General features: G+C 69.7%; 22 protein-coding genes and 1 tRNA gene. 16 read left to right on the top strand and 7 right to left on the bottom strand.

The annotated features are described in order from the left end of the window. The first annotated feature begins 47 nt into the window (after nt 1–47). A complete protein-coding gene (locus ACQPZ4_RS45400) occupies nt 48–230 on the top strand; it encodes a helix-turn-helix domain-containing protein (protein ID WP_433051132.1) in 183 nt (60 codons plus the stop codon). After that, entirely contained in the window at nt 227–1,369 is a 1,143-nt protein-coding gene (locus tag ACQPZ4_RS45395; protein WP_433051129.1) for a tyrosine-type recombinase/integrase, read from the top strand. The genes ACQPZ4_RS45400 and ACQPZ4_RS45395 overlap by 4 nt, the downstream gene beginning before the upstream one ends. Before the next feature lie 124 nt (nt 1,370–1,493). Here the strand turns inward: ACQPZ4_RS45395 and ACQPZ4_RS45390 are convergent, their stop codons facing one another. The 5 genes from ACQPZ4_RS45390 to ACQPZ4_RS45370 form a co-directional block, all read right to left on the bottom strand. Further along, the gene (locus ACQPZ4_RS45390; protein ID WP_433051126.1) at nt 1,494–2,987 is read right to left on the bottom strand and encodes a HEPN domain-containing protein; all 1,494 of its coding nucleotides are present in this window, start codon (nt 2,985–2,987) and stop codon (nt 1,494–1,496) included. Between the two features lie 18 nt (nt 2,988–3,005). Beyond that, a complete protein-coding gene (locus tag ACQPZ4_RS45385) occupies nt 3,006–3,878 on the bottom strand; it encodes a hypothetical protein (protein WP_433051123.1) in 873 nt (290 codons plus the stop codon). Between the two features lie 228 nt (nt 3,879–4,106). Continuing rightward, a tRNA-Lys gene (locus tag ACQPZ4_RS45380) sits at nt 4,107–4,179 on the bottom strand. A gap of 79 nt (nt 4,180–4,258) precedes the next feature. Beyond that, nucleotides 4,259–4,420, bottom strand: a complete 162-nt coding sequence (locus tag ACQPZ4_RS45375) for a hypothetical protein (protein WP_433051120.1) — start codon at nt 4,418–4,420, stop codon at nt 4,259–4,261. A gap of 49 nt (nt 4,421–4,469) precedes the next feature. Continuing rightward, on the bottom strand, nt 4,470–5,513 hold the full coding sequence (locus tag ACQPZ4_RS45370) for a LacI family DNA-binding transcriptional regulator (protein ID WP_433051117.1): 1,044 nt from the start codon (nt 5,511–5,513) through the stop codon (nt 4,470–4,472). A 199-nt stretch (nt 5,514–5,712) separates the two neighbouring features. On the opposite strand from ACQPZ4_RS45370, the gene ACQPZ4_RS45365 reads away from it, so the two are divergent. The 10 genes from ACQPZ4_RS45365 to ACQPZ4_RS45320 all read left to right on the top strand — a co-directional run bounded on the left by ACQPZ4_RS45365 (nt 5,713) and on the right by ACQPZ4_RS45320 (nt 15,203). Then, nucleotides 5,713–7,050 carry an ABC transporter substrate-binding protein gene (locus ACQPZ4_RS45365; RefSeq protein WP_433051114.1) on the top strand — a complete coding sequence of 446 codons (1,338 nt, stop codon included), beginning with the start codon at nt 5,713–5,715 and terminating at the stop codon, nt 7,048–7,050. Between the two features lie 68 nt (nt 7,051–7,118). Continuing rightward, nucleotides 7,119–8,105: a carbohydrate ABC transporter permease gene (locus tag ACQPZ4_RS45360; RefSeq protein ID WP_433051111.1), complete on the top strand. Its 987-nt coding sequence runs from the start codon at nt 7,119–7,121 to the stop codon at nt 8,103–8,105. Between the two features lie 77 nt (nt 8,106–8,182). Then, complete coding sequence (locus ACQPZ4_RS45355; protein ID WP_433066967.1) at nt 8,183–9,046, top strand: carbohydrate ABC transporter permease; 864 nt, start codon at nt 8,183–8,185, stop codon at nt 9,044–9,046. Nucleotides 9,047–9,123: 77 nt separating this feature from the next. Beyond that, nucleotides 9,124–10,659 (top strand): glycoside hydrolase family 13 protein, encoded by a 1,536-nt coding sequence (locus ACQPZ4_RS45350; RefSeq protein ID WP_433066965.1) that lies wholly within the window; start codon nt 9,124–9,126, stop codon nt 10,657–10,659. Between the two features lie 34 nt (nt 10,660–10,693). Then, nucleotides 10,694–10,903: a hypothetical protein gene (locus ACQPZ4_RS45345; protein ID WP_433051108.1), complete on the top strand. Its 210-nt coding sequence runs from the start codon at nt 10,694–10,696 to the stop codon at nt 10,901–10,903. Between the two features lie 70 nt (nt 10,904–10,973). Beyond that, nucleotides 10,974–11,336: a response regulator transcription factor gene (locus tag ACQPZ4_RS45340; RefSeq protein WP_433051105.1), complete on the top strand. Its 363-nt coding sequence runs from the start codon at nt 10,974–10,976 to the stop codon at nt 11,334–11,336. 221 nt (nt 11,337–11,557) lie between these two features. After that, nucleotides 11,558–12,286, top strand: a complete 729-nt coding sequence (locus ACQPZ4_RS45335) for a phosphoribosyltransferase (RefSeq protein WP_433051102.1) — start codon at nt 11,558–11,560, stop codon at nt 12,284–12,286. Between the two features lie 89 nt (nt 12,287–12,375). Next, a complete protein-coding gene (locus tag ACQPZ4_RS45330; protein WP_433051099.1) occupies nt 12,376–13,119 on the top strand; it encodes an ATP-binding protein in 744 nt (247 codons plus the stop codon). 142 nt (nt 13,120–13,261) lie between these two features. Then, nucleotides 13,262–14,398 carry a SigB/SigF/SigG family RNA polymerase sigma factor gene (locus ACQPZ4_RS45325; RefSeq protein ID WP_433051096.1) on the top strand — a complete coding sequence of 379 codons (1,137 nt, stop codon included), beginning with the start codon at nt 13,262–13,264 and terminating at the stop codon, nt 14,396–14,398. Nucleotides 14,399–14,468: 70 nt separating this feature from the next. Further along, nucleotides 14,469–15,203, top strand: a complete 735-nt coding sequence (locus ACQPZ4_RS45320; RefSeq protein ID WP_433051093.1) for a GAF and ANTAR domain-containing protein — start codon at nt 14,469–14,471, stop codon at nt 15,201–15,203. Between the two features lie 14 nt (nt 15,204–15,217). On the opposite strand, the gene ACQPZ4_RS45315 is transcribed toward ACQPZ4_RS45320, so the two are convergent. Further along, a complete protein-coding gene (locus ACQPZ4_RS45315; protein ID WP_433051090.1) occupies nt 15,218–15,697 on the bottom strand; it encodes a hypothetical protein in 480 nt (159 codons plus the stop codon). 114 nt (nt 15,698–15,811) lie between these two features. On the opposite strand from ACQPZ4_RS45315, the gene ACQPZ4_RS45310 reads away from it, so the two are divergent. Then, the gene (locus tag ACQPZ4_RS45310; protein ID WP_433051087.1) at nt 15,812–17,422 is read left to right on the top strand and encodes a S8 family serine peptidase; all 1,611 of its coding nucleotides are present in this window, start codon (nt 15,812–15,814) and stop codon (nt 17,420–17,422) included. A 47-nt stretch (nt 17,423–17,469) separates the two neighbouring features. After that, nucleotides 17,470–18,999, top strand: a complete 1,530-nt coding sequence (locus ACQPZ4_RS45305; RefSeq protein WP_433051084.1) for an RtcB family protein — start codon at nt 17,470–17,472, stop codon at nt 18,997–18,999. Nucleotides 19,000–19,182: 183 nt separating this feature from the next. Here the strand turns inward: ACQPZ4_RS45305 and ACQPZ4_RS45300 are convergent, their stop codons facing one another. Then, nucleotides 19,183–21,441, bottom strand: a complete 2,259-nt coding sequence (locus ACQPZ4_RS45300) for a putative bifunctional diguanylate cyclase/phosphodiesterase (protein WP_433051081.1) — start codon at nt 21,439–21,441, stop codon at nt 19,183–19,185. A 678-nt stretch (nt 21,442–22,119) separates the two neighbouring features. Between ACQPZ4_RS45300 and ACQPZ4_RS45295 the strand changes: the two genes are divergently transcribed. Both ACQPZ4_RS45295 and ACQPZ4_RS45290 read left to right on the top strand, forming a co-directional pair. Then, nucleotides 22,120–23,340 carry an MFS transporter gene (locus ACQPZ4_RS45295; RefSeq protein ID WP_433051077.1) on the top strand — a complete coding sequence of 407 codons (1,221 nt, stop codon included), beginning with the start codon at nt 22,120–22,122 and terminating at the stop codon, nt 23,338–23,340. 18 nt (nt 23,341–23,358) lie between these two features. Continuing rightward, nucleotides 23,359–23,967 carry a sortase domain-containing protein gene (locus ACQPZ4_RS45290; protein ID WP_433051074.1) on the top strand — a complete coding sequence of 203 codons (609 nt, stop codon included), beginning with the start codon at nt 23,359–23,361 and terminating at the stop codon, nt 23,965–23,967. Nucleotides 23,968–23,999: the final 32 nt, after the last annotated feature.

Genomic DNA, 23,999 nt, shown 5'->3' with positions numbered 1-23,999 from the left:
CGCGCCCCACTCCAGCCAGCGCCCCGTCTTCCTCAAGGAGCCCAGAAATGGCAAGGAAAAGCGTCAGGCCAGCTGAGGCGGCGGAGTTGCTCAGCGTCAGCCGGGACACCGTCTACGTGTTGATGCGCTCGGGCCGACTGCGCTCGGTGAAACTCGGGCGCGCTCGGCTCATCCCCATCTCCGCCATCGAGGAACTGCTGTCGGCGAGCGAACAGGAGGACGCGGCATGACGGCGAAGCGCCGCAGGGCACACGGCGAGGGGTCGGTCTACGAACAGCGGCCTGGGCTGTGGGCCGCGTCCGTCGACCTCGGCTGGATCGACGGCAAACGCAAGCGGAAGACCGTGTACGCCAAGACGCAGGCCGAGGCCGTAGTGAAGCGGGATGAGCTGAAGCGGCGCGTCGAGCGCGGCGAAAACCTCGCTGCGACGCCCCGGACGTTGAATCAGTGGCTTGACGAGTGGCTGGCCATGAAGGCACACGAGGGCACGCGTCCGTCCACGCTTCGCACCTACCGGTGGCTGATCAACGAGCACATCCGGCCGACGTTGGGGACCGTAAAGCTCGACAAGCTAACTCCGACCATGATCCGCCGGATGATCACGGCGAAGTCGGGTGCTGACCTGTCGGTGACCACCGTCCGGCATATCTACGGCATGGTGCGGAACGTTCTTGCCGACGCGCTACGGGAGGAGCTGATCCATCGCAATCCGGCTCTGGCGGTCAGGCCGCCGGGCGCGGTCGCCGTCGAGCGACGCGCGTTGACGGTCGAAGAGGCGAAGCGGCTCATCCAGACGATCCAGGGCGAGCGGTTGGAGGCGTTGTGGGTGACGGCGTTGACCGTCGGGCTGCGGCGTGGCGAACTACTGGGGCTGCGGTGGTCGGACGTCGACTTCGCTGGCGAACGGCTCACGGTGCGGCAGGCCCTGATGCGAGTCGACGGCGTGTTGTCGTTCACCTGGCCGAAGACGGACCGTTCACGTCGCACGGTTCCGGTGGCTCCGCAGACGCTGACGATGCTGCGGGCGCACCGCCGACGCCAGGCAGAGGAGCGTGACGCGGCGGGGGAGCGGTGGCAGGACCACGACTTGGTGTTTCCGTCGGTCATCGGCACGCCAATGGAGCCGCGTAACGCCGACCGGGCGTGGCATGCGACGCGGGCGAAGGCCGGACTTCCGTGGCTACGGCTTCATGACCTTCGCCACGCGTGCGCAACGTTCCTGCTCGCGTCCGGAGCATCGCCGCGCACAGTGATGAAGACGCTGGGACACAGTCAGATCTCGCTCACAATGAACACATACGCGCACGTTCTCGAAGACGTTGAACGCGCGTCGGTCGATGCAGCGGCCGAGCGGCTGTTTAGCGGATAGCTTCATTTAGCTGGTACGGGAATAGCGGCAGCCTGCCCGGCGGATTCGCCGGGCAGGCTTCAGGTACTTGAGGTGTAAATCATGTGTTCTTCGTGCCCGCGCTCCAGTGGGTGAACCCGCGCGCTCATGGCTCCGAACCCTTATCAATGGTTGGTTGGTCGGCTTGCATCCGTGATGCGTTCCTTGCCTCTCGCAAGAGCCTCATCTGTTCCCGGACTCGCTCGATCGACTGGGCGAGGCGGCCACGATACCAAAAAACGTTTGCTGAACTTGCCTTTCGGGTCAGCATTTCCATCGACACGCCGCAATCCAAAAGCATGCACGTGCGCACGACGGCATACACGGAGTCGGTCAGATTTACCAGATCGCCGCCATCGAACTCTGGTGAATCGGCATTCAAATGGGTCAGCTCATTGCGCACATCTGACAATGTTCCTGCCCACCGGCGTTTTTCTCCGATGACAGGCCGAACGGCGGTAGACGCTCGGCCGGCAAGCCTGCCAAGGCGCTTGACCAGCGGTGGGTCGTTGCCGAAACCAATCTTTCCAAGGAGCCATTCACGATGGTCCTCGGGTGCGGCCTCTAGGCATGCGTTCAGGAGTTGATCGAAACTTTCGGGCGCCATGTATGGTTCATTTTGGGTAAGCCGATGAAATGACTCGGCGCCAAACGTGGCGTTCAGAAACCGGTTCTCGGCGTACATGCGCTCCGCGTACTTGACGCTCATCAAGGAGTTTAGTGCGCGCCGAAACTTAGGAGCCACATCAAGCCACCGCGCAATGGTCGGGAGGCCCCCCAAGTCGTCGAAGGTAAGCAGCATGTCGTGTGTGTATCGCGGCTTCCTCTTATCGGGTGACGTGTAGGGGATTGGTGACTTGATTACGTCTATCGGCTGTTCGGCTCCAGAGTCACTGCCGCCGAGCATGAACATGTGGATATCTGGATGGGTTAGGACGAGCCTATCGAGATCGGTAGGTCCGTCCATGCAGAGGGTTATTAGATTCTGCAGCAAGCGGATGTCTTGCTCAATGTCGTCAAGCGGGCGTGGCTCATCATAACGAATGGTGAATACGGGCCATTGCTTCATTGAGATCCCCTGGGTGGGATCGCCGTGGTGTTTCCAGCAGTAACCCAGCTTCACTCGGCCACGATTAAATGGATGGTCCTGCTGCGCTATCGGAGTGAAAGTGGCTGTGTATATCGGGGTATCGTCCTTGCGGTCAAAATAGTCCTTCTGGATATCAATGCCGCTGCGCCCGACCCACACGTCTGTGTGACCGAACGTCGCCTCGGCCTCCTGGAATCTCTGATCCTTGGATTCGATATGGTGGCCGACGAACATGCGATTAGCATGGAAACTGCTTCCGATGACTCCGGGTGTTGGCTGATTCGTCCCGGTCGAGAAGCATCTATCGAGCGTTACCGGCTTGTTGCCCAGCCAGCCGAAGATTCGGACAGTCGGCTCGCCTCGGTCGTCGACAGCGTTGTCGAATATGCCAACTAGCGAGAGGCTAATGCCGCCACCTCCAGGATCGAATTGGAGGCGCCCCGACAGCTTGTCGCTGTCCTCCTCATGGCCGGGGAGCCAGAACAGACCCAGACTATCGATGTGCTCCATCCGTTGCTCCTTCCGGCGTTACTCGGTAGCCCAGTGATACTGAGGATTGAACCAACCGCGATCTGGAAACCACGCCAGACACCTGCCAAGCGGATACGACCACAGCCAAAGGTGTGTAATCTCGGGCGGAAGCCGGGGGTCGTTCGTCGGCAGCTCCCTGTAGTCTCTGTCGAGCGCATGGAAGACATTCCATGGAGTGTTGAACGAAAGGCCCACGAACGCATGCCTTTCCGCTGCATCCGTAGCCGCCAGTTTCTCTAGGACGTCTTTGCGGCGCGGATTGGCAAGAAACTCCGCAATGTAGGCATCGAAAGCTTCCCAGTCGATTCCGACGGGTCCGCCAGTTCCTTCGGGGAGAATGTGGATAAATCCTACCTCGTCACCGATAGTTGCCCGCGAGGCTAGGTGTACCACCCCGGTTTCGAACAATTGTCGAATGAGCGGATTGGAATGTTCTCCAAGGTTCTGGTCGGTCGCGACGATCTCGAACAAATCGCCGGCAGCGGCCAGTAAACCAAGATTCCGGGCAAGAGTCTTTTCCTGCGTCTTGACTGCCGCGCCGGACGAGAGGGTGACCCACCAAACCCGGCCTAGGCTGGGAGCTTTCACCTGGAAAGCTCGCTTCCTTACCTCGCTCGCCATGGCGGCGTAAGACTCATCCAGGTCGAGTGTGACCTCTGCGTAGCCAGGCGTTCTACCCGCATAGGCGATCTGAATGTCTGCCATCCTGCGCTTACTGTTGTCGTCCTGCAGGATGACCAACTCACCGGTCAGGCGGGCAATTACGCGCGCAGCAGCCAATTCGAAGTCACCGACGTAGCTAGCAGAAGCGCGGGCCACCTGTGCCGGGAGTCGACGATCTTCCGGTTGGCCCGGAATGAAATCCGTCACGGCAAGAGGTTATCCAGTCCTCGACCGCCTGTCGTCTCTATATCTTGGTCGACGTTTGCGCCCAGGTCCTCGATGTGTGCCCACTAGGGCGACGCCGGACGGAGTGCCATCGGTCAGGCAGCGTTCTGAGGGTGCCCAGAGACTTGGCTGTACGACTTGGCTGTACGGGCTCAGAGACACAAAAGAACCCAGGCTCGGCAGGATGCCGTGACCTGGGCCTTAGTTGAGTACGCCGCGTAGGACTTGAACCTACAACCCGCAGATTAAGAGTCTGCTGCTCTGCCAGTTGAGCTAGCGGCGCCTGGCTGAACGGAGGTAACCCTAGCACGCGCCCTCAGGCCCGCAAAAACGAGATACCCCCGCCCAGTGCGTGGCCTTGGTTACTCCTCGTCGTCCTCCCAGAAGAAGTCCGTCTCCGCGGTCTGGGCCGGGTCGGCGGAGAGGTCGTCGGCGAGCAGGTCCGCGTCCGGGGCGGCGAGCTCGTCCAGCTCGTCGTCCGGCTGGTCCCAGGTCACGCGCGAATTCGGCATCTCGGCTGTCATCACAACACCCCCGTGCGATGCGTTCGGGAACAACTTGGCGACGCGCGAGCTACCCCGGCCTGTGGGAACTAACCGCGCTCGGGGAGTGGTCGCGGACCGGCCAGGTCGAGGCGCGCAGGACCAGGGTGGTGGGCATCAGCAGCTCCTCCGGGGTCCAGGCGCCGGCCATCGCGCGGCGGAGCATGCCGGCGGCGAGGACGCCTTGCTCGAAGACCCGCTGCCGTACCGTCGTCAGGTCCAAAAGTGCGCTCAGCTCGTGGTCGTCGAAGCCGATGACCGAGACGTGGCGGCCGGTGCGGCGCAGGGCGCTCAGGGCGCCGAAGGCGAGTTCGTCCGATTCGGCGAAGACCGCGGTCGGGGGATCGGGCAGGGTGAGCAGGCGACGCATGGCCTGCTCGCCGCCGTCCATGCCGTGCGGGACCGACATGACCAGGGTCTCGTCGATCTCGATGCCGGCCGTGGCCAGGGTCTCGACGTAGGCGCGGCGGCGGGCGTGGGCGACCGGGAGCCACATGCTCTGGTCGTTGTACGTGGAGATCATCCCGATCCGGCGGTGGCCCAGGGCGAGCAGGTGCTGCACGGCGGAGGCGGCCGCGGCCACGTCGTCGATGCGCACGCAGCCCGCGCCCGGGACGTCGTGGCCCACGGCGACGATGGGGACGCCCAGGGATTGCAAGTCGTCGATCTCCGCGTCGGTGAACTGCATGGCGACCGTGAGGACGGCGTCGACGCGGCGGCGCAGCGGAAGTGCGCCGAAGAAGCGCTGCCGGGAGGGGATGTCGCCGATGTTGTACAGCAGCAGGTCCAGCGAGTGCTCGCGCAGGACCGACTCGGCGCCGGCGACGATCTGGCCGAAGAACCAGCGCGAGGCGTACGGGACGATCACGCCGACGGTGTGGGTGCGGCCGCTCGCGAGGCGGGAGGCGATCGGCGAGACGACATACGACAGCGACGCCGCGGCCTGCAGCACGCGGTCGCGCGTCTCGTCGGAGACGTTGGGCAGCCCGCGGAGGGTGCGCGACACGGTTGCCGTCGAGACTCCCGCAAGCCGGGCGACGTCCTCCATGCTGACGGGCGCTGGAACGTCAGCCACACGCGAGAGGCTAGGCAACCTGGCGACCGACGGCAATATGTCCTCCGTGTTGCGAACTCGTTATCGATGAAAGGCCGTGGGGGGCTCGACAAACCGACCTTGCAAACGCTTACATCCGAGGAACACCAGGCACACCCCAGCACACCGGGTACGCGGGCGAACCTTGCCCGCGGACCGGATTAGCCAAAGGAGGCTAACCATGGCCGTCCTCTCGAGGCGGCGTCGAGCGTTCACGCTCGCCGGTGTGGCCGCGTTGGCCCTCGCCGCGTCCGCCTGCGGCAGTGACAGCGACTCCGGCTCCAACAACGCCGACAAGCCCGAGTGTCAGCCGTACGCCCAGTACCGGGTCGACAAGACCAAGCACGTCTCGATCTACGCGACGATCCGCGACACCGAGGCCGACAAGCTCGAGCAGTCTTGGAAGCAGTTCGAGGACTGCACCAATATCAAGATTGACTACGAGGGCTCCGGCGAGTTCGAGACCCAGATCAAGGTCCGGGCCGACGGCGGCCAGCCGCCGGACATCGCGGTCTTCCCGCAGCCTGGTCTGCTCGCCACGTTCGCCAAGAGCGGCCAGCTCAAGCAGCTGCCGGCGCCGGTGCAGGCCAACCTCGACAAGAACTGGTCGAAGGACTGGGCCAAGTACGCGACGGTGGACGGCAAGGTCTACGGCGTGCCCATGGGCGCGAACGTGAAGTCCCTCGTGTGGTACTCGCCCGGCCTGTTCAAGGAGAAGGGCTACAAGGTCCCGACCACGTGGGACGAGATGATCAAGCTGTCCGACACCATCGCGGCCAGCGGCATCCAGGCCTGGTGCGCGGGTATCGAGTCCGGTGACGCGACCGGGTGGCCGGCCACCGACTGGATCGAGGACATCGTCCTGCGCGACCAGGGTCCGGACGTGTACGACCAGTGGGTCAACCACACCATCCCGTTCAACGACCCGAAGATCTTCTCGGCCGCCGAGCGGGCCGCGACGATCCTCAAGAACCCGAAGTACGTGGGCAACCCGAAGACGATCGTGACCACCTCGTTCCAGGAGGGTGGCCTCCCGGTCAAGGACAAGAAGTGCGGCATGCACCGGCAGGCCAACTTCTACTCCAACCAGTGGCCGAAGGGCACCAACGTCGGCCCGGACGGTGACGTCTACGCCTTCTACTTCCCGGCCGTCGACCCCGCCAAGGGCAAGCCGGTTCTGGTCGGTGGCGAGTTCGTCTCCGCGTTCTCGGACCGCGACGAGGTCGTCAAGGTGCAGACCTACCTCGCCTCCGGCGAGTGGGCCAACAGCAAGGCCAAGCTCGGCGACTGGATCTCGGCGAACAAGAGCCTCGACGTGAGTGCCGTGAACGGCACGATCGACAAGCTCTCGGTGCAGATCCTGCAGGACCCGGCCACCGTGGCCCGGTTCGACGGCTCGGACCTGATGCCCGCCCAGGTCGGCTCGAAGTCCTTCTGGACCGGCATGACCGACTGGATCAACGGCACCAAGGACACCAAGGCGACGCTGGACTACATCGAAAGTACCTGGCCGAAATAACCTGAACTGAGGTCCGGGTCCGGCGCCACGCACCACGGCGCCGGACCCGGCTGGTCGGAGGACACCCCATGGATTACGACTTCTCCGAGGACGTCGCCAAGATCTGGCCGGCGCTCATGTTCATGGCCGGTTTCGTCGTTGTCGTCGGCGCGCTGCTGTTCGTGCTCGACATCCTGCCCCGGTGGGGGAGGGGCAAGGAACGGCTCCAGATGGCGGGCTTCCTGGGCCCCGCGCTCGCGCTGCTCGCCGTCGGCCTGGTCTACCCGCTCTTCCGCACCGTGTACCAGTCGTTCTTCAACGACACCGGCGACGCCTTCATCGGCTTCGACAACTACACGTGGATCTTCACCAACGACGACACCCTGACGATGCTGCGCAACACGCTCTTCTGGGTGGTGTGCGTCCCGCTGTTCGCCACCGGCTTCGGCCTGCTGTACGCGGTGCTGGTCGACAAGGCCCGCGGCGAGGGCATCGCCAAGTCGCTGATCTTCATGCCGATGGCCATCTCGCTCGTCGGCGCGTCGATCATCTGGAAGTTCATCTACGCCTACCGCGACCCGGGCGTGGAGCAGATCGGCCTGCTCAACCAGATCCTGGTCTGGTTCGGCGGCGAACCGAAGCAGTTCCTGAGCAACGCGCCGGGCAACACGTTCTACATGATCGTGATCCTGATCTGGATCCAGGCCGGCTTCGCGATGGTCATCCTCTCCGCCGCGATCAAGGCCATCCCGGCCGAGATCGTCGAGGCGGCCCGGCTCGACGGGGCCAACCCGTGGCAGATGTTCTGGCGTGTGACCATGCCCAGCATCCGCCCCGCCGTCGTCGTCGTGGTCGTCACCATCACGATCGCCACCCTGAAGGTCTTCGACATCGTCCGGACCATGACCGGCGGCCAGTTCAAGAGCAGCGTGCTCGCCGTGGAGATGTACAACCAGGCGTTCCGCTCCTACGACGACGGCAAGGGCTCCGCGCTCGCCGTCCTGCTCTTCCTGCTGGTCGTGCCGATCGTCATCTACCAGGCCCGGCAACTGCGGCACCGAACGGAGATCCGATGAGCAGCACTGACGCCGTCAGCACCGACGCTGCTGACGTCCCCGAGGTCAGCCCGCTCCTGCAGCCTGAGGGCGAGTCGATGGCCAGCCGGGTGCGGCGCAAGCTCACGTCCCGGGCGGCCAGCGTCGTGTCGATCATCATCGCCATGGTCTGGACGATCCCGACGTTCGGCCTGTTCGTGTCGTCGCTGCGGCCCGAGGAGGACATCAAGACCACGGGCTGGTGGACGTTCTTCTCGCACCCGAGCCTGACCCTGGACAACTACAACGAGGTCGTCTTCGGTACGTCGGCCAGCTCCGGCCGGCTCGCCAGCTACTTCGTCAACTCGCTGGTCATCACCGTGCCGGCCGTCCTGTTCTCGGTCACCATGGCGGCGATGGCGGCCTACGCGCTGTCGTGGCTGAACTTCCGCGGCCGCGACTGGATCTTCATCGGCGTGTTCGCGCTGCAGATCGTGCCGCTGCAGATGGCCCTGATCCCGATGCTCCAGCTGGTCAAGGGGTACACCGAATGGGGTGGCGGCTTCTTCGCCGTCTGGTTCGCCCACACCTGCTTCGGCCTGCCCCTCGGCGTGTTCCTGCTGCACAACTTCATGTCCGAGCTGCCCAAGGACCTCTTCGAGGCCGCGCGGGTGGACGGGGCGGGACCGGCGATGACCTTCCGGCGGATCGTGTTGCCGCTGGTCACGCCGGCGCTGGCCTCCCTCACCATCTTCCAGTTCCTGTGGATCTGGAATGATCTGCTGGTGGCGCTGGTGTTCACGTCGGGCCAGGGCAACCGCCCGCTGACCGCCCGGCTCGCCGAGCTCGCCGGCACCCGGGGCAACGACTGGCAGCGGCTGACCTCCGGCGCGTTCGTGTCGATGATCATCCCGCTGATCGTCTTCCTGTCCCTGCAACGCTATTTCGTACGCGGCCTGCTGGCCGGTGGAGTCAAGGGGTGAGTTCGCTGCTCTGGTGGCGTGATGCCGTGATCTATCAGGTCTACCCGCGCTCGTTCGCCGACGCGGACGGCGACGGGATGGGGGACCTGCGCGGCATCACGTCGCGCCTCGACCACCTGGTCGAGCTGGGCGTCGACGCCCTGTGGATGTCGCCGTTCTACCCGTCTCCACAGCACGACGCGGGCTACGACGTCGCGGACTACCGCGACGTCGACCCGCGCTTCGGCACCCTGGCCGACTTCGACGCGCTCATGGCCGCGGCCAAGCAGCGCGGCCTGCGCGTCGTGGTCGACCTGGTGCCCAACCACACCTCCAGCGACCACGTGTGGTTCCAGGAGGCGCTCGCGGGCGGGCCGGGCAGTCCCGCGCGCGACCGGTACCACTTCCGCAAGGGCCTGGGCGTCGACGGCGAGCTGCCGCCGAACGGGTGGCAGAGCGTCTTCGGCGGCCCGGCGTGGACCCGGGTGCCGGACGGGGAGTGGTACCTGCACCTGTTCGACACGAGCCAGCCGGACCTGAACTGGGACCTGCCGGCGGTACGAGCGATGTTCGAGGACGTTCTTCGCTTCTGGCTCGATCGCGGCGTGGACGGCTTCCGCGTCGATGTCGCGCACGGCCTGATCAAGGAGAGCGGGCTGCCGGACTGGGCGGAGGCGCAGGTCCCGATCACCTCGCCCGGCGCCGAGCACCGCACCCCGCCGATGTGGGACCAGGACGGCGTGCACGAGGTGTACCGCCAGTGGCGCCGCATCCTCGACAGCTACCCCGGCGACCGGATGATGGTCGGCGAGGCCTGGGTCGCGCCCGCCGAGCGCCTCGCGCGCTACGTGCGCCCCGACGAGATGCACCAGGCGTTCAACTTCAACTACCTCATGGCCCCGTGGACGGCCGCCGACCAGCGCGAGGCGATCGAGTCCAGCCTGGCCGGGGTCGCACCGGTCGGCGCGATCTGCACGTGGGTCCTGTCCAACCACGATGTCGTACGGCACGCCAGCCGCCTCGGCTTCGCGCCCGGCTACTCCACGCAGGGCGGCATCGGCGTCGGCGACCCGCAGCCCGACGAGGCCCTGGGCCTGCGCCGCGCCCGGGCGGCCACGCTGCTCATGCTCTCGCTGCCCGGCTCCGCCTACGTCTACCAGGGCGAGGAGCTCGGCCTGCCCGAGCACACCACCCTGCCGGACGAGGTGCGCCAGGACCCGACCTGGTTCCGCTCCCAGCACGAGGTGCGCGGCCGCGACGGCTGCCGGGTGCCGGTGCCGTGGGAGGCGGACGCCCCGGCGTACGGCTTCGGCCCCAGCGGGAAGGCCTGGCTCCCGCAGCCGGCGGACTGGGCCCGCTTCGCCGCCGACCGCGAGCGGGGGGTGCCGGGCTCGACGCTCTCGATGTACACGGAGGCGTTGCGGCTGCGGCGCACCCACGAGCTCGGCCGCGGCACGGTCACCTGGGGCGCGGGCGAGGAGCTGCTCGACTTCGTCAACGGCGCGGTCCGGGTGATCACCAACTTCGGCCCAGCCCCGGCCCCGCTCCCGCCGGGTGAGGTGCTGCTGGCCAGCGCCGACCTCGCGGCCGACGGCAGCCTGCCGCCGGACACCACGGCCTGGCTGCGGGCGTGACGGCGGGCGTGACAGCGCCGGTTACCGTCGAGGCATGAACGCACTGATCGCGTCCGTCTACAGCCTCGTCTACAGCTACCTGAGCCCGGCGACCCTGGACGCCCTGGACACCGGGATGGAGCTCGAGCGCCGCCGCTACAGCCGCGGCGGCGGGGGCATCATCGGCGGCTGCTGCTGCGCCGTGGTCGTCATCGCGATCGTGGTCGTCGTGATCATCATGCGGCGGCGGCGCCCGCGGGCTTAACAAGTCGCGTCCGTGACCGATGGGTCCCGGTGAGGAGATTGCGATCCTCACGGAAGGGAACCATTCGGTCATGGCGCGAGTCCTGCTCATCGACGACGACGCGGAGATCCGGGAGACCACCGCCATCCGCCTGCAGATCGGCGGCCACCACGTGATCTCCGCCGCGACCCCGCAAGAGGCCCTGAATGTGGCCTCCGAACAGCCCCGTTTCGACGTGGCGGTGCTCGACCTGCACCTGCCTCCGGTCGACGGTGACCACCTGCTCGACCTGCTGCGCGAGCACTCGGCGACGGCGGACCTGCCGGTGGTCTTCTACAGCGCGAACGCCCCGCACGCCACATCCGTGCACGGCCTCTCCCTGGCCGACGCGCGGCTCACCAAGGGCCGCCCCCTCAACAACCTCCTCGCCACCATCAACTCCTTGTCGGCTTAGGTTGTAAGCCGGTTGCAGAGCCGGAAGATTCAAGTTTCGGCAGGTCAAGGAGGGGTAGTGTCTCGGCTCGGGCGCGGCGCCGCGGTGCAGCGGCGACGGGGACGGACCGCTTGAATCCCCGGTACACGCGCCGACCGAAGGGGGTGTCCGCTTGATGCGGATCGATGTGCGGATCGCGTGCGAATCCCGGCGTACCGCCGGCCGGGTGGAGGGGGTCGGCCATGTGGCCGCCTGAGCACGAGCGGTTCGCGGACCGAACGGCCGCCGGACGCATGCTCGGAGCCGAAGTCGCCCAGCACCTGCGGCGGCGCGAGGCTCCGGCCGAGGCCAGGACCGCGGAGAGGACCACGGCGAGCAAGAAGCCGCTGGTGCTGGCGCTGCCCAAGGGCGGGGTGCCGGTGGCGGTCGCGGTGGCCGAGGCCATCGAGGCCGACTTCGACCTCGTGATCTCCCGCAAGATCGGGCTGCCCTGGCAGTCCGACCACGGGGTGGGCGCGATCGCCGAGAACGGCCCCGCCGTGTTCGACCTCAGCGCCGTGGCGGCCGTCGGCCTCAGCGTGCACGACCTCTCGCCGGCCGTCCAGCGCGAGCGCGTGGAGCTGCGGCGGCGGCAGGAGCGCTACCGGGGCTCCCGCCCGGCACCCGACGTGGCCGGCCGCGTGGTCGTGGTCGTCGACGACGGGCTCGCCACGGGGGTGACGGCCCGGGCCGCGGTCCGGGCGCTGCGGGCCGGCAAGCCCGAGCACCTGATCTTCGCGGCGCCGGTGTGCGCGGCCGAGTCGGTCGACCTGCTCGCCACCGACTGCGACACGGTCATCGACATCCACAGCCCGCGCGAGTTCCATGCGCTCGGGCTGTACTACCACGACTTCGCCCCGCTGACCGACTCCCATGTTCTGCAGATGTGCGAGCAGATGTGGAGCGACAGCGAAATCCCTTCGCCCGTCTAGAACGCAAAACCAATCGCGATCCCGGTGCCGAAATATTGGCACCGGGATCGCGGTGTTTATAACGCCTGGGGTGGGTAGAGCATCACCCTATGAGGGCGGAAGACCTGCGGGCCCGCATCGAGCGACGGGGTGATGCCACGGTGGTGCGCCTCGGCGGCGTGCTGGACGTGGACAGCTCCCCGGCGTTGCGCTCGACCGTGCTGGCGTGCCTGGCGACCGAGCCGTCCGTGATCGTGCTCGACGTGGCCGAGCTGCGCCACGACGACGACGTGGCGTTGACGGTGCTGCCGGCGCTCGCCCAGCACGCCGCGGCCTGGCCCGGCAGCGCGATGACGCTGGCCGCCGTGCCGCCGCAGCTGGCCTCGGCGCTGGACCGGATGGCCGTGGCCCGGATGGTGCCCACCTACCCGACCGCCGACGCCGCGCTGGCCGACACCGCCGCCGGCTCGGGCGCCGGACGGGTGCGCCTCACCCTCCCGCCGCTGCTGGACGCCACCTCGGCCGCGCGGCACCTGGTCGCCCGGGCCTGCCTGCGCTGGGGCTTCGACCGGGTGCGGGACATCGCCGAACTCGTGGCCACCGAGCTGGTGAGCAACGTGCTGCGGCATGCCGGCACCGAGATGGAGGTGGCCGCCGCCCGCGACCGCCGCCAGCTGCACGTTTCCGTCCGCGACCGCGGGGCGGGCATGCCGCGTCTGGGCGGCCGCCCGGACGCGGGGGCGACGCTGCGCGAGGACGGCCGCGGCCTGCTCGTGGTGAGCGCGCTGACCCGCGCCTGGGGCTGCATTCCGGTGCCCGACGGAAAGGTGGTGTGGGCGACCGTCGCCAATTGAAAACGCGGGGGAATTATTGCCGTTGAAGGCTCACCCCCGAACTCATCCTTTCGCCCTGAATTCCGGGGCGAAATGCTGCGTACAGTGATCCGGAAAGCAAATCCGCCTGAGCAGATTAGGGGGAGTCTCCGCCATGGAGACAATGCCTACGGATTCGGTACTTGAACTGGACACCTGGCGGAATGGCGACGACGAGATTCTGCGTCCATCCGGGGTCCTGGACTATTCGGCGAGTGTCGGCCTGCGGGTCGCGCTCTCCCGGCGCCTCGACGCCGGCCAGCTCAGCCTGACCGTGGACCTGTCCCGCCTGCGCCTGCTCGACTGCGCGGCGGCCGACACCCTGCTGCGTGCCCAGACGGAGGCCCAGGAGCGCGGCGGGGCGCTGCGCGCGCCGGGCGCGTCGGACCTGGTCCTGGACGTGCTGGAGATCATCGGGGCGGCGAAGCAGCTACGGGCCTACGACGACCCGCCGCCCGGCGCCCCGCCGGTGCCCGAGGAGGAGCACGGCGAGGAGGCCGAGCCGCCCAGCCAGTGGACGACCGTCAACGAGCTGCTGCGCCAGGCGGCCGCCCTGGACCGCGCCGACCCGCGGCGCAGCGCGCTGCGCGACCGCGCGGTGGCGCACAGCCTGCCGCTGGCCGACCGGCTGGCCCGCCGCTTCCACGGCATGGGCGAGTCGCCGGCCGACCTGAGCCAGGTGGCGGCGCTCGGGCTGATGAAGGCGATCGAGGGCTTCGACCCGGACTACGGCACCGACTTCGGCGGCTATGCCACCCCGACGATCGTCGGGGAGCTCAAGCGGTACTTCCGCGACAAGGGCTGGGGCGTGCACGTGCCCCGGCGGCTGCAGGAGCTGCGCATCGAGATCAACCGCGTGCGCGACTCGCTCGGCCAGCGCCTGGGCCGCTCGCCCACCCCGAAGGACGTCGCCGACCACCTCGGCATCGACGAGGAGCAGGTGCTGGAGGCGCTGGTGGCCTCCTCGGCGTACCGCCCGGTCTCCCTCTTCGCCCCGCTCGGCGGCGACGACGACGCGGGCACCCTGGCCGACGTGCTGGGCGACGACGACCGCGACATCGACGGCGTGGAGTTCCGCCAGGCCGTCAAGCCGCTCATCGCCCGGCTGCCCGAGCGGGAGCGGCGCATCCTGTCGCTGCGCTTCTACGGCAACCGGACCCAGGCCCAGATCGCGGCCGATCTCGGAATTTCCCAGATGCACGTATCGCGCCTGCTCAGCCGCACCTTGGAGGGTCTGCGCCGGGCCCTGCTGGACGGCTGAGGGTCGACTCCTGAGGGTTGAGACGAGCGCGCTACGGGTAGTACGCCCCCCGGTCGACGAAGGGGGAGCCGTGACAGACCTCCACACCGTGGAGTTCGCCGCCGTCCTGCGCCAGCTCACCGCCCGGCTGATCGCGAGTGACGATCTCGAGGAGGCACTGGAGGATCTCGTCGAGACCGCCGCCGACCTGGTGGACGGGGCTTCCTGGTGCGCGGTCACGCTGGTCCGCTCGGGTGGGCCGTCGACGGCGGCGGCCTCGTCGGGGCTGCCGGAGTCGCTGCTCGACAGCCAGTACGACAGCGGCGACGGCCCCTCGCTGGAGGCCATCCGCACCCGGGACCTCACGCTCAGTGACGACCTGGCCGCGGACGACCGCTGGCCGGACTGGCGCCAGCGCGCCCTCGCGGCCGGGGTGAAGGCGGTCCTCGCGGTGCCGGTCGACATCGACTCGCACGCGCTCGGGGCGCTGACGGTGTACGCGGCCGAGCCGGGCCGCTTCGCCGCCGACGTGGGCCTGACCGCGATGCTGGTGGCCGAGCACGCGGGCCTGCTGCTCTCGGCGGTGCTGGACCGGGAGCGCCGCGCGGGCGTGCACGCCCAGCTCACCGAGGCCCTCAAGGAGGCCCTGACCGACGGCGAGACGGTGAACCGCGCGGTCGGCATCATGATGGTCCAGCGCGCCTGCTCGGCCGAGGCCGCGCTGGACGTGCTGCGCGGCACCGCCGGGCGCCTGGGGCTGCCGCTGACGACCGTGGCCGAGCGCCTGGTCAGCACCATCGAGCAGCGCGCGGGCGCGGCGTCGTAGCGCGTTCTGGCGGCCTACGTGCGGCCCTCCTGCTCCTGGGCCTTCTGCAGGGTCGAGGAGTGCGGCACCCAGTCGGCCAGCCGCACCGGGTAGCCCAGGCCGCGCAGCCGGGCCACCACCTCGGGGTCGTCGTCCACCACGACCTCCACCGACGACTCCCGGGCCATCCGGGCCAGCTGCCGCGCCTTGAACTCGCGGGCCGGGCGGCGGTCGGTCGGCGGGCGCATGAACAGCAGGTCGGCCGGCAGGTCGGCCGCGCGCAGCCACGCCGCGGTCACGTCGCGCAGGTACTCCGGCCGCCCCGTCAGCCACACCAGCACGTGTGACTCGGCGTAGGAGCGGGCCAGCGCCACGCCCTCCTCCAGCACCGGGTCGCGGTCCGCGGCCGCGAAGAACCGGCCCCAGTCCTTGGGCCGCCGGTCCAGGTACTTGAGCCGGTGCCGCACGTCGGCCACCACTCCATCGATGTCGAACACCGCCAGCGAGTCCTGCATGGGACCAGTCTGCCCGCAACCGGGCGGCAACGACCGGCGACCCGGCGGCGCTCCCCGCCCTGCCCAATCTGGAACGGCACCGCAATGGCGTCCCCTGATTGGAGCTCCGGCATCATGCGAGCGTTCCTCCGTACGACCCTGATCGCGGCCGCGGCCACCGCCGGCCTGGTCGGGGCGGGCACGCCCGCGCTGGCCTCGCCCGAGGGCACGATCCTGGGCGCGAACGAGGCCGGTTCGATCCGGGACCGCTACATCGTGGTCTTCAAGGACACCGCCGACGCGAGCACCACCGCGGCCGTGGCGAACCGGCTGGCCGCCCGGGCCGGCGGGACGGTGCGCCGCTCGTTCAGCAAGACGCTCAAGGGCTTCTCGGCCCAGCTGACCGAGAGGGCGGCCAAGCGGCTCGCGGCCGACCCGCTCGTCGACTACGTGCAGCAGGACAAGACGGTCAAGGTGGCCGACACGGAGGGGAACGCCCCGTGGGGCCTGGACCGCATCGACCAGGTGAGCCGGCCGCTGAGCGGGACCTACACCTACCCGGCGGCGGCGTCCAACGTGACCGCCTACGTCCTGGACACCGGCATCCGCATGTCGCACGCGGATTTCCAGGGCCGGGCCCGCTCGGGGTACGACTTCGTGGACAACGACACCGACGCGAGCGACTGCCAGGGCCACGGCACGCACGTCGCCGGCACCGTCGGCGGCGCCACCTACGGCGTGGCCAAGGGCGTGCGGCTGGTCGGCGTGCGGGTGCTCGGCTGCGACGGCTCCGGCAGCTACTCCGGCATCATCGCCGGCATCGACTGGATCACCGCGAACGCGCAGAAGCCGGCCGTGGTGAACATGAGCCTCGGCGGCGACGCGGACGGCTCGGTCGACCAGGCCGTGCGCAACTCGATCGCGGCGGGCATCACCTACGCGGTCGCGGCCGGCAACGCGGGCACCGACGCGTGCACGATGTCCCCGGCGCGCACCGCCGAGGCGATCACCGTCGGCGCGACCGACCAGAACGACGCGCGCGCCTCGTTCTCCAACTACGGCTCGTGCCTGGACATCTTCGCCCCGGGCGTGGCCATCACGAGCGACAGCAAGGACTCCGACACCGGTACGACGGTGATGAGCGGGACCTCGATGGCGACGCCGCACGTGGCCGGCGCGGCCGCGCTCTACCTGTCGGCCAACCCCACCGCGACGCCGTCCCAGGTGCGCGACGCGCTCGTGGCCGGTTCGGTCAACAACATCGTGACCAACCCGGGCGCGGGCTCGCCCAACCGCCTCCTGAACCTCGTCGGCACGCCGGTGACTGTTCCCATGCAGCAGCCGGAGAGCACCACCGTCGTCGCCCCGGCCCCGGTGGTCACCCCGGCGCCGGCACAGCCGTGCAATGTCCGCTCCAACGGCAACGACGTCGTCCTGCGCGACCGCGGGACCGCCGTGTCCGCGGTGGCCGTCGCCGGCTGCGCGGGCAAGGCGTCGCGGGCGGCGAAGGTCGAGGTGCACGTGGCGTACCCGAAGCGCGGCGACCTGACCGTCGAGCTGATCGCCCCCAACGGCGCGGTCAAGAAGCTCAAGAGCGCGAACAAGCGGGACAGGGCGAACGGGCTGAACGCGGTGTACACCGTGAACCTCAGCAAGTACAACCGGAATGGCGTCTGGAAGGTGCGCGTGCGCGACACTGCGCGCGGGGGCGCCGGCTACCTCGACAGCTGGGTCTTGACGGTCTGAAAATCGATCGCCCGCCTTGTGCCCCGGAGCCTACGCTTCGGGGCACGATGCTGAAGCGGACCGATCCCCGCCTCGTCCGGCTCGACGAGTCCTGGACGACGCTGCCCAATTCCTACGACATCCCGGTCGAGATCTGCGCCGGCCCCGACGTCCCGCTCGAGCCGGCCGCGCTGGACGAGCTGCTGACGGTGCTGGACACGCAGCGCAGCCTGGAGACGCTCAGCCCGGATGCGCGCATCGAGCGGGTCGTGTGCACCCCCGACTTCCACAAGGGCGCCGGGATCCCGATCGGCACCGTCATCCAGACAACCGCCGCACTTGTACCGCACGCCGTCGGCAACGACATCAACTGCGGGATGCGCGTGGAGGCGACGTCGCTCACGGTCGACGAGGTGCGCCCGCGCCTGGACGAGCTGGAGCGCCGCCTGCGCCACCTGTTCTTCGAGGGCGGGCGGCACATCGGCCTGACGCCCGCGCAGCGCGAGGGGCTGCTGCGGGCGGGCCTGCCGGGCCTGTTCGACGACGAGGTGCGCGACGCCGACCGGCTGCACGCCACCGGCTTCCCGGCCGCGCACGCCGACGAGTTCCGCGACTGGGTGCAGAGCGGCGGCGGCACGAGCTACGACTCCATCATCGGCAGCGTGGGCGGCGGGAACCACTTCGCGGAGCTGCAGTACGTCGCGGCGGTCCACGACGGCCCGACGGCCTACGCGTGGGGCCTGACGCCCGGGCGCGTGGTCACCATGGTGCACAGCGGCTCCCTGTCGCTCGGCCACCAGGCCGGCGCGACGGGCCGCGACCTCGCGCGCAAGTCGTGGCCCGCCGGGGTTCCGCTGCCCGCCAACGGCATCGTGCCGATGCTTTTAGAGGACAAGAGCCTGCTCCGGTACCGCACGAGCTTCGCCAACGCCGCCAACTTCGCGCTCGGCAACCGGTTCTTCCTGAGCCGGATGATGCGCGACGGGCTCACGGCGACCGTGGGGGAGCTGGAGGCCCGGCTGGTCTACGACGCCCCGCACAACCTGCTGTGGTTCGGCTCTGGCGGCTCTGGCGGCTCTGGCGGCTCTGGCGGCTCTGACGGCTTTGGCGGCTTTGGCGGCTTTGGCGGCTTTGGCGGCTCCGACGGCGCTGGCGGCTTTGGCGGGGGCGACGGCACCGTCGTGCACCGCAAGGGCGCGACGCCCGCCGGCCTGTCCGCGGACGGCTGGGGTGAGCCGGTCATCGTGCCCGGCTCGATGGGCGCGCCGAGCTACCTGCTGCGCGGCCTGGCCAACGAGCGCTCCCTGGCCAGCGCCTGCCACGGCGCCGGCCGGAGCGTCCCCCGCGGCGCGGCCGCGCGCGGGAGCGACGCGGAGCTGGACGTTTTCCTGCGCGACTTCCGCGTGGTGACGCCGCTCAACCACAGGGATCCCGCGGTGTCGACGCGCCGCGACATCATCGGCGCGTGGCGCCGCGACCTGAAGCAGGAGGCGCCGTGGGCGTACAAGGAGGTGCGACCGGTGGTGGACAGCCTCAGAACGGCCGGGGTGGCCGAGCCGGTGGTCGAGTTGCGGCCGCTGCTGACGGTCAAGGGCTGACGCGATGCACTACCTGAAGCCGGGCCTCTGGGCCGCGACCGCTCCCAATTTTGACACCCCTGAGCCGTGGCGGCCGTCGTCGCCGTTCGCACCGCCACCGCGCCGCGATTCGCGTTTTCCAGGTGCGCGTTCGCGGCGCGACTCGGTTCGCGACCACTGGCCTTTGCGTTTCTCGCCGCGCTCTTAGGCCACTGCTGCCGGCGTCGCGGCGCGCTCCTCCAGCAGGGCGGCCAGCGTCGGGGCCGGCATGGGGCGGGCGAACAGGAAGCCCTGGGCGAGGGCGCAGTCGAGCTCACGCAGTACTGAAGCCTGCCCTTGCGTTTCGACGCCCTCGGCGACCGGCGTGAGGAACATGCTGCGCGCGAGTTCGACGACGGCGCGGAAGAGGGCCTTGTCCTGCCGCTCCTCGATGCGGTGCACGAACGCGCGGTCGATCTTGAGCACATCGAGGGGCAGCGTGCGCAGGTAGGCCAGCGAGGAGTATCCGGTGCCGAAGTCGTCGATGGCGATGCGGATGCCGAACGCGCGGAGGCGGGCCAGGCGCCGGCTCACCTCCGCCGTCTCCTCCAGGGAGGCCGTGACCAGCACGGTCTCGGTGATCTCCAGGACCAGCGCCGCGCCCGGGAGCCCGGTGCGCTTGAGCACGGCCAGGACCTCGTCGGCGAAGGCGGGGTTGCGCAGCTGGCGGCCGGAGACGTTCACGGTCACCGAGATGCCGTGCGCGTCGTGCCAGGCCTTCGCGTCCGTGCAGGCCTGCTCGAGCACCCACGCGCCGAGCTTGCCGATCAGGCCGATCTCCTCGGCGACCGGCACGAACACGGCGGGCGAGACCGCGTTGCCCTCCGGCGTGGTGAAGCGCAGCAGCGCCTCCACGGCCGTGATGCGCGTCGTGTGCACGTCGACCACCGGCTGGTAGTGCATCGCGAAGCCGGTTTTGCTCTCGACCGCCGCGCGGAGCTGGTCGGCGAGCAGCGTGTGCGCGACGTGCGCCTCGCGCAGGGCCGGGTGGTAACGGACGAAGCGGTTGCGGCCGGCCTCCTTCGCGGCGTACAGGGCGATGTCCGCGCCCTGCAGCGCCTCGCCGGTGGTGACGGGGTGGCCGGAGTACACGCCGATGCTGGCACTGATGCGCTGCTCCCGCCCGGCCACGCGGTAGGGCAGGGCGAGTTCGCGCACCAGGGCGGCGGCGAGGTCCTCCAGCACCTCCGGGCGGCAGACGACCGCGAACTCGTCGCCGCCGAGCCGGGCCAGCAGGGGCTCCGGCGCGCCGGCCTCCGGTGTCGCGCCGGATCGAGTGCCGGACCCGGCGCACGCGCGGAGGCGCTCGGACGCGGTCAGCAGCAGCTCGTCGCCGGCCGGGTGGCCGAGGGTGTCGTTGACGTCCTTGAACCCGTCGAGGTCGATGATCAGCAGGCCGATCTCCCGCTGGGCGTCGATCTCCTCCTGCAGGCTGCTGCGGAACAGCTCGCGGTTGGCCAGCGCGGTGAGCACGTCGTGCTGGGCGCGGAAGGCGAGCTCCTGCTGCAGCCGCACGCGGTCGCGCAGGGCCCGGCCGAGGCGCAGCACCATGGCGACCATCAGCGCGCCGGTGAGCACCGCGGGCACCAGGGCGTGCCGCCACGGGTCGACGCCGCGCCGCAGGACCAGGTCGGCCACGAGCAGCCCGGGGCCGAGCAGCGAGAGGGCGATGAAGCCAGCGATGGGGGTACCGTAATCGCCCCTGCTCTTGCGGGCGCGCAGCAGCGCCGTGCGGGCCTCGGGGTGCAGCGCCGCCGCCGCGAACAGCAGCGCCCAGGTCAGCCAGCCCACCGCCGAGAACGAGCTGATGACGATGGCGCCGCGGCCGGCCACGTACTTGACGATGTAGAACGCGTCCGTGCACACCATCACGCCGGCGGAGGCGAGCACGAGCAGCGCCACCGCACTGCGGCGCACGGCGAGCGCGAGGCGCAGCAGCAGCGCGACGGTCACCATGTCGCACACGGCGATCAGGCTCACCCCGATCGCGTCGAGGGGCTTGAGGCCACTGCGGTGCAGCAGCGGGTACAAGACGAAGAGCCAGGTCAGTTGCGCGATCCCGATCAGAATGATGCTCGCGTCGAGAATCCGCGTGGACGACCAGGGCCGCAACCGCCGCGCGATGAGCCACAGCCCGGTCGCGGTGAGCGGGTAGCAGAAGAAGTAGCCGGCGCCCATCTCCTCGGGCGCGTTGGGCACCGCGGACAGCGCGATGGTGCTCGCCGTCGAGGCGACCACCCCGCTGAACAGCAGCCACCAGGCAACACGCGGCTCGGGCCGCTGCCGGCGCAGCGCGATCGCGGCCACCGCCAGGCAGCCGAGCAGGATCGCGGAGTTCAGGGCGCCCTTGCCACCGGGCGCGACGATCGCCGCGACGGTGGAGAGCGCCCCGGCGCCGCCGAGGAACCAGAGCCAGATTCGCACGCTCTCATTCAGCGCCCCGGTTGGTGCAGCCCGGGTGCCTTCGCGGGTGCAACCCCGGATTCGGCCCCTCGCAGACCGCGTCCGCGCGTTTGTTCGCCGCACGTGCGCGTTGTTCTTCGTTGCACGTGCGCGTTTGGTGCCGCACGTGCGCGCGTTGTTCACCGCACCCGCGTTGCTCTTCACCGCACCCGCGCGTTGTTCTTCGCTGGACCCGCGCGTTGTTCGCTGCACCTGCGCGTTGTTTGCCGTGTCCGCGCAGTGGGTGCCGCATCCGCGCGTCGTTCGCTGCACCTGCGCGTGTTTGCCGCACCTGCAAGTTGTTTGCCGCGTCCGCGCAGTGGGTGCCGCGTCCGCGCGTTGTTCGCTGCACCTGCGCGTTGTTTTCCGCGTCCGCGCGTCGTGTGGTGCGTCCGTGCGCCGCCGGGTCTTCGGCCGCGTCCGCGCGTCGCCGGCCGCCCCGCGCGGACGGGGCGGGTGTTGCTGCGCGGTTGCGGAACGGTGGGTGCGGGCCGGATCAGCGCTCGGCGCGGTGTCGCCGGGGCCGGTGCGGCTCGGTTGCGCAACAGGGGACAGGGCGGTTCATCGTTGCCGAGCCGCGGCCCGCTTCCGATGCGAATCTTCGTGCGCCTTCTGAACTCGCGAAATTACCGCCTCTGGGCCGCCGCCGACCTGGTCTCCGTGACCGGCACGTGGATGAAGGTCCTGGGCGTCAACTGGTTCGTCCTGCAAGCCACCGGCTCCACGACGAGCATGGGCCTCGCGCTCATGCTGCAGACGCTGCCGATCCTGCTCTTCGGCCCGCTCGGCGGTGCGCTCGCCGACCGGCTGCCGGTACGCCGGATCCTGCTGGCGACGCAGGCCGCGCACGCGGTGCTGTCGGCCGGTTTCGCCGCCGTGGTGCTGCTCGGCGGGCACCTGTGGTGGCTGTACGCCCTGTCGTTCCTCACCGGCATGGTCACCGCCGCCGACGGACCCGCCCTCGGCCGCTTCGGCGGCATGGTGGCCGGTCCCGAGCTGCTGGGCCAGGCGCTGGCCAACGGCTCGCTGATCAGTTCGACGGGCCGGATCATCGGCATGAGCGCCGGCGGCGTGGTCGCCGCCACCGCCGGCCCGGCGGTCCTGTTCATCGCCAACGCCGTGAGCTTCTCGGCCGTCATCGCCGCGCTGCTCGCGATGCGCACCTCCTCGCTGCATCGGTTGGAGTCCGCCGCCCCGGCCGAGCAGGGCGCCGTGCGGGCCGGATTCCGCTACCTGGCGACCCAGCCGGCCGTCCTGGTCACCCTGGCCGTCGCCTTCGTGCTGGGCAGCATCGGCCGCAACTACCAGGTCACTATGGCGGCCATGAGCTTCGGCCCGCTGTCGGGCGGTCCGGCGGGATACGGTGTCCTGTCGACGGTCTTCGCCGCCGGCACCGTCCTGGGCGCCCTCCTCATCGCCCGCTTCCGCGAGCTGCGCCACCAGCTCCTGATCGTGGCCGGACTGGCCGCGAGCGTCCTGCAGATGATCGCCGGCGTGGCGCCCGGCCTGTGGTCCTTCGCCGCCGCCCTGGTCCCGATCGCGGCCGCCGCGGTCATCGTGGACACCACCGTCTCCGCCCGCGTGCAGCTCGACACCCGCGAGGACATGCGCGGCCGCGTCCTGGCCGCCGCCGCCCTCGTGAGCGCCCTGGGCGGCATGGTCGGCGCACCCCTGCTCGGCGCGCTCTGCGAGGCCATCGGCCCCCGCGAGACCCTGGTGCTGGCCGGCGCGATCGGCGTCCTCGCCTGCGCCGCGGGCGCCGTGTTCCTCCTGGGCCGCCGCTCGCTCATCTCCGCCCTGGCCTTCGCCCGTCGCTCGACCGAGGTGGCCGCCCTGGCCTTCGCCCGTCGCTCGACCGAGGTGGCCGCCCTGGCCGATTAAGACGCATATAGTCGTTTTATGAGGTTCCGCCGGCTGGTACTGGGCGCGGCGGTGCTGCTGACCCTGGCCGGGCTGGCCGGGGGCGCGACGGCGGCGCGGGACTGGTGGGGGCGCACCCGCGAGATCCAGTCCGCCCAGCAGCGGCTCTCCCAGCAGCTCGACGCGCGCTGGGCCAGCGACGCGGCCGCGCCCGCCACCGGCCCGCAGGCGCGCCTGCACCTGCCCACGCTCGGCGCCGACCTCGTCGTGCTCGGCGCGGCCGGGCGGGATGACCGGCGGCCCGGGCCCGGCTACATCCCGGGCACCGCGCCGATCGGCACGGCGGGCAACACCGGCATCGCGGGGGAGCGGGTGCCGGGCGTCTTCTGGGACCTCGACCGCCTCGACATCGGCGACCCCGTCGTCCTGGAGACCCGGGACACCTGGTTCGTCTACCGCGTGATGGAGGCCCGCGTCGTACGCCCCGAGGACGGCACGGCGCTCGACCCGCCCCCGCCCGGGGCCAGCCCGCTGCTGACCCTGATGACCGACGAGCCCCGGCTGAGCACCGCCCGCCGCCTCGTCCGCCAGGCCACGCTGATCCGCCGCGACCCGCACCAGGGACCGCGCCCGGTCGAACTGGCCTGAAACCGGGCACTCACACCCGGTGACGGCGCCCT

The organism is Dactylosporangium sp. CS-033363 (assembly GCF_050942475.1).
Taxonomy (GTDB): Bacteria; Actinomycetota; Actinomycetes; order Mycobacteriales; family Micromonosporaceae; genus Dactylosporangium.
Note: the sequence above shows the minus strand (reverse complement) of the source record. Positions and strands in the feature narration are given on the sequence as shown.

Coding starts and splice junctions, on each gene's coding strand:
- ACQPZ4_RS45400 (WP_433051132.1), top strand. CDS start 48: ATGGCAAGGAAAAGCGTCAGGCCAGCTGAGGCGGCGGAGTTGCTCAGC.
- ACQPZ4_RS45395 (WP_433051129.1), top strand. CDS start 227: ATGACGGCGAAGCGCCGCAGGGCACACGGCGAGGGGTCGGTCTACGAA.
- ACQPZ4_RS45390 (WP_433051126.1), bottom strand. CDS start 2,987: ATGGAGCACATCGATAGTCTGGGTCTGTTCTGGCTCCCCGGCCATGAG.
- ACQPZ4_RS45375 (WP_433051120.1), bottom strand. CDS start 4,420: ATGACAGCCGAGATGCCGAATTCGCGCGTGACCTGGGACCAGCCGGAC.
- ACQPZ4_RS45365 (WP_433051114.1), top strand. CDS start 5,713: ATGGCCGTCCTCTCGAGGCGGCGTCGAGCGTTCACGCTCGCCGGTGTG.
- ACQPZ4_RS45360 (WP_433051111.1), top strand. CDS start 7,119: ATGGATTACGACTTCTCCGAGGACGTCGCCAAGATCTGGCCGGCGCTC.
- ACQPZ4_RS45355 (WP_433066967.1), top strand. CDS start 8,183: ATGGCCAGCCGGGTGCGGCGCAAGCTCACGTCCCGGGCGGCCAGCGTC.
- ACQPZ4_RS45350 (WP_433066965.1), top strand. CDS start 9,124: ATGGGGGACCTGCGCGGCATCACGTCGCGCCTCGACCACCTGGTCGAG.
- ACQPZ4_RS45345 (WP_433051108.1), top strand. CDS start 10,694: ATGAACGCACTGATCGCGTCCGTCTACAGCCTCGTCTACAGCTACCTG.
- ACQPZ4_RS45340 (WP_433051105.1), top strand. CDS start 10,974: ATGGCGCGAGTCCTGCTCATCGACGACGACGCGGAGATCCGGGAGACC.
- ACQPZ4_RS45335 (WP_433051102.1), top strand. CDS start 11,558: ATGTGGCCGCCTGAGCACGAGCGGTTCGCGGACCGAACGGCCGCCGGA.
- ACQPZ4_RS45330 (WP_433051099.1), top strand. CDS start 12,376: ATGAGGGCGGAAGACCTGCGGGCCCGCATCGAGCGACGGGGTGATGCC.
- ACQPZ4_RS45325 (WP_433051096.1), top strand. CDS start 13,262: ATGCCTACGGATTCGGTACTTGAACTGGACACCTGGCGGAATGGCGAC.
- ACQPZ4_RS45315 (WP_433051090.1), bottom strand. CDS start 15,697: ATGCAGGACTCGCTGGCGGTGTTCGACATCGATGGAGTGGTGGCCGAC.
- ACQPZ4_RS45310 (WP_433051087.1), top strand. CDS start 15,812: ATGCGAGCGTTCCTCCGTACGACCCTGATCGCGGCCGCGGCCACCGCC.
- ACQPZ4_RS45305 (WP_433051084.1), top strand. CDS start 17,470: ATGCTGAAGCGGACCGATCCCCGCCTCGTCCGGCTCGACGAGTCCTGG.
- ACQPZ4_RS45290 (WP_433051074.1), top strand. CDS start 23,359: ATGAGGTTCCGCCGGCTGGTACTGGGCGCGGCGGTGCTGCTGACCCTG.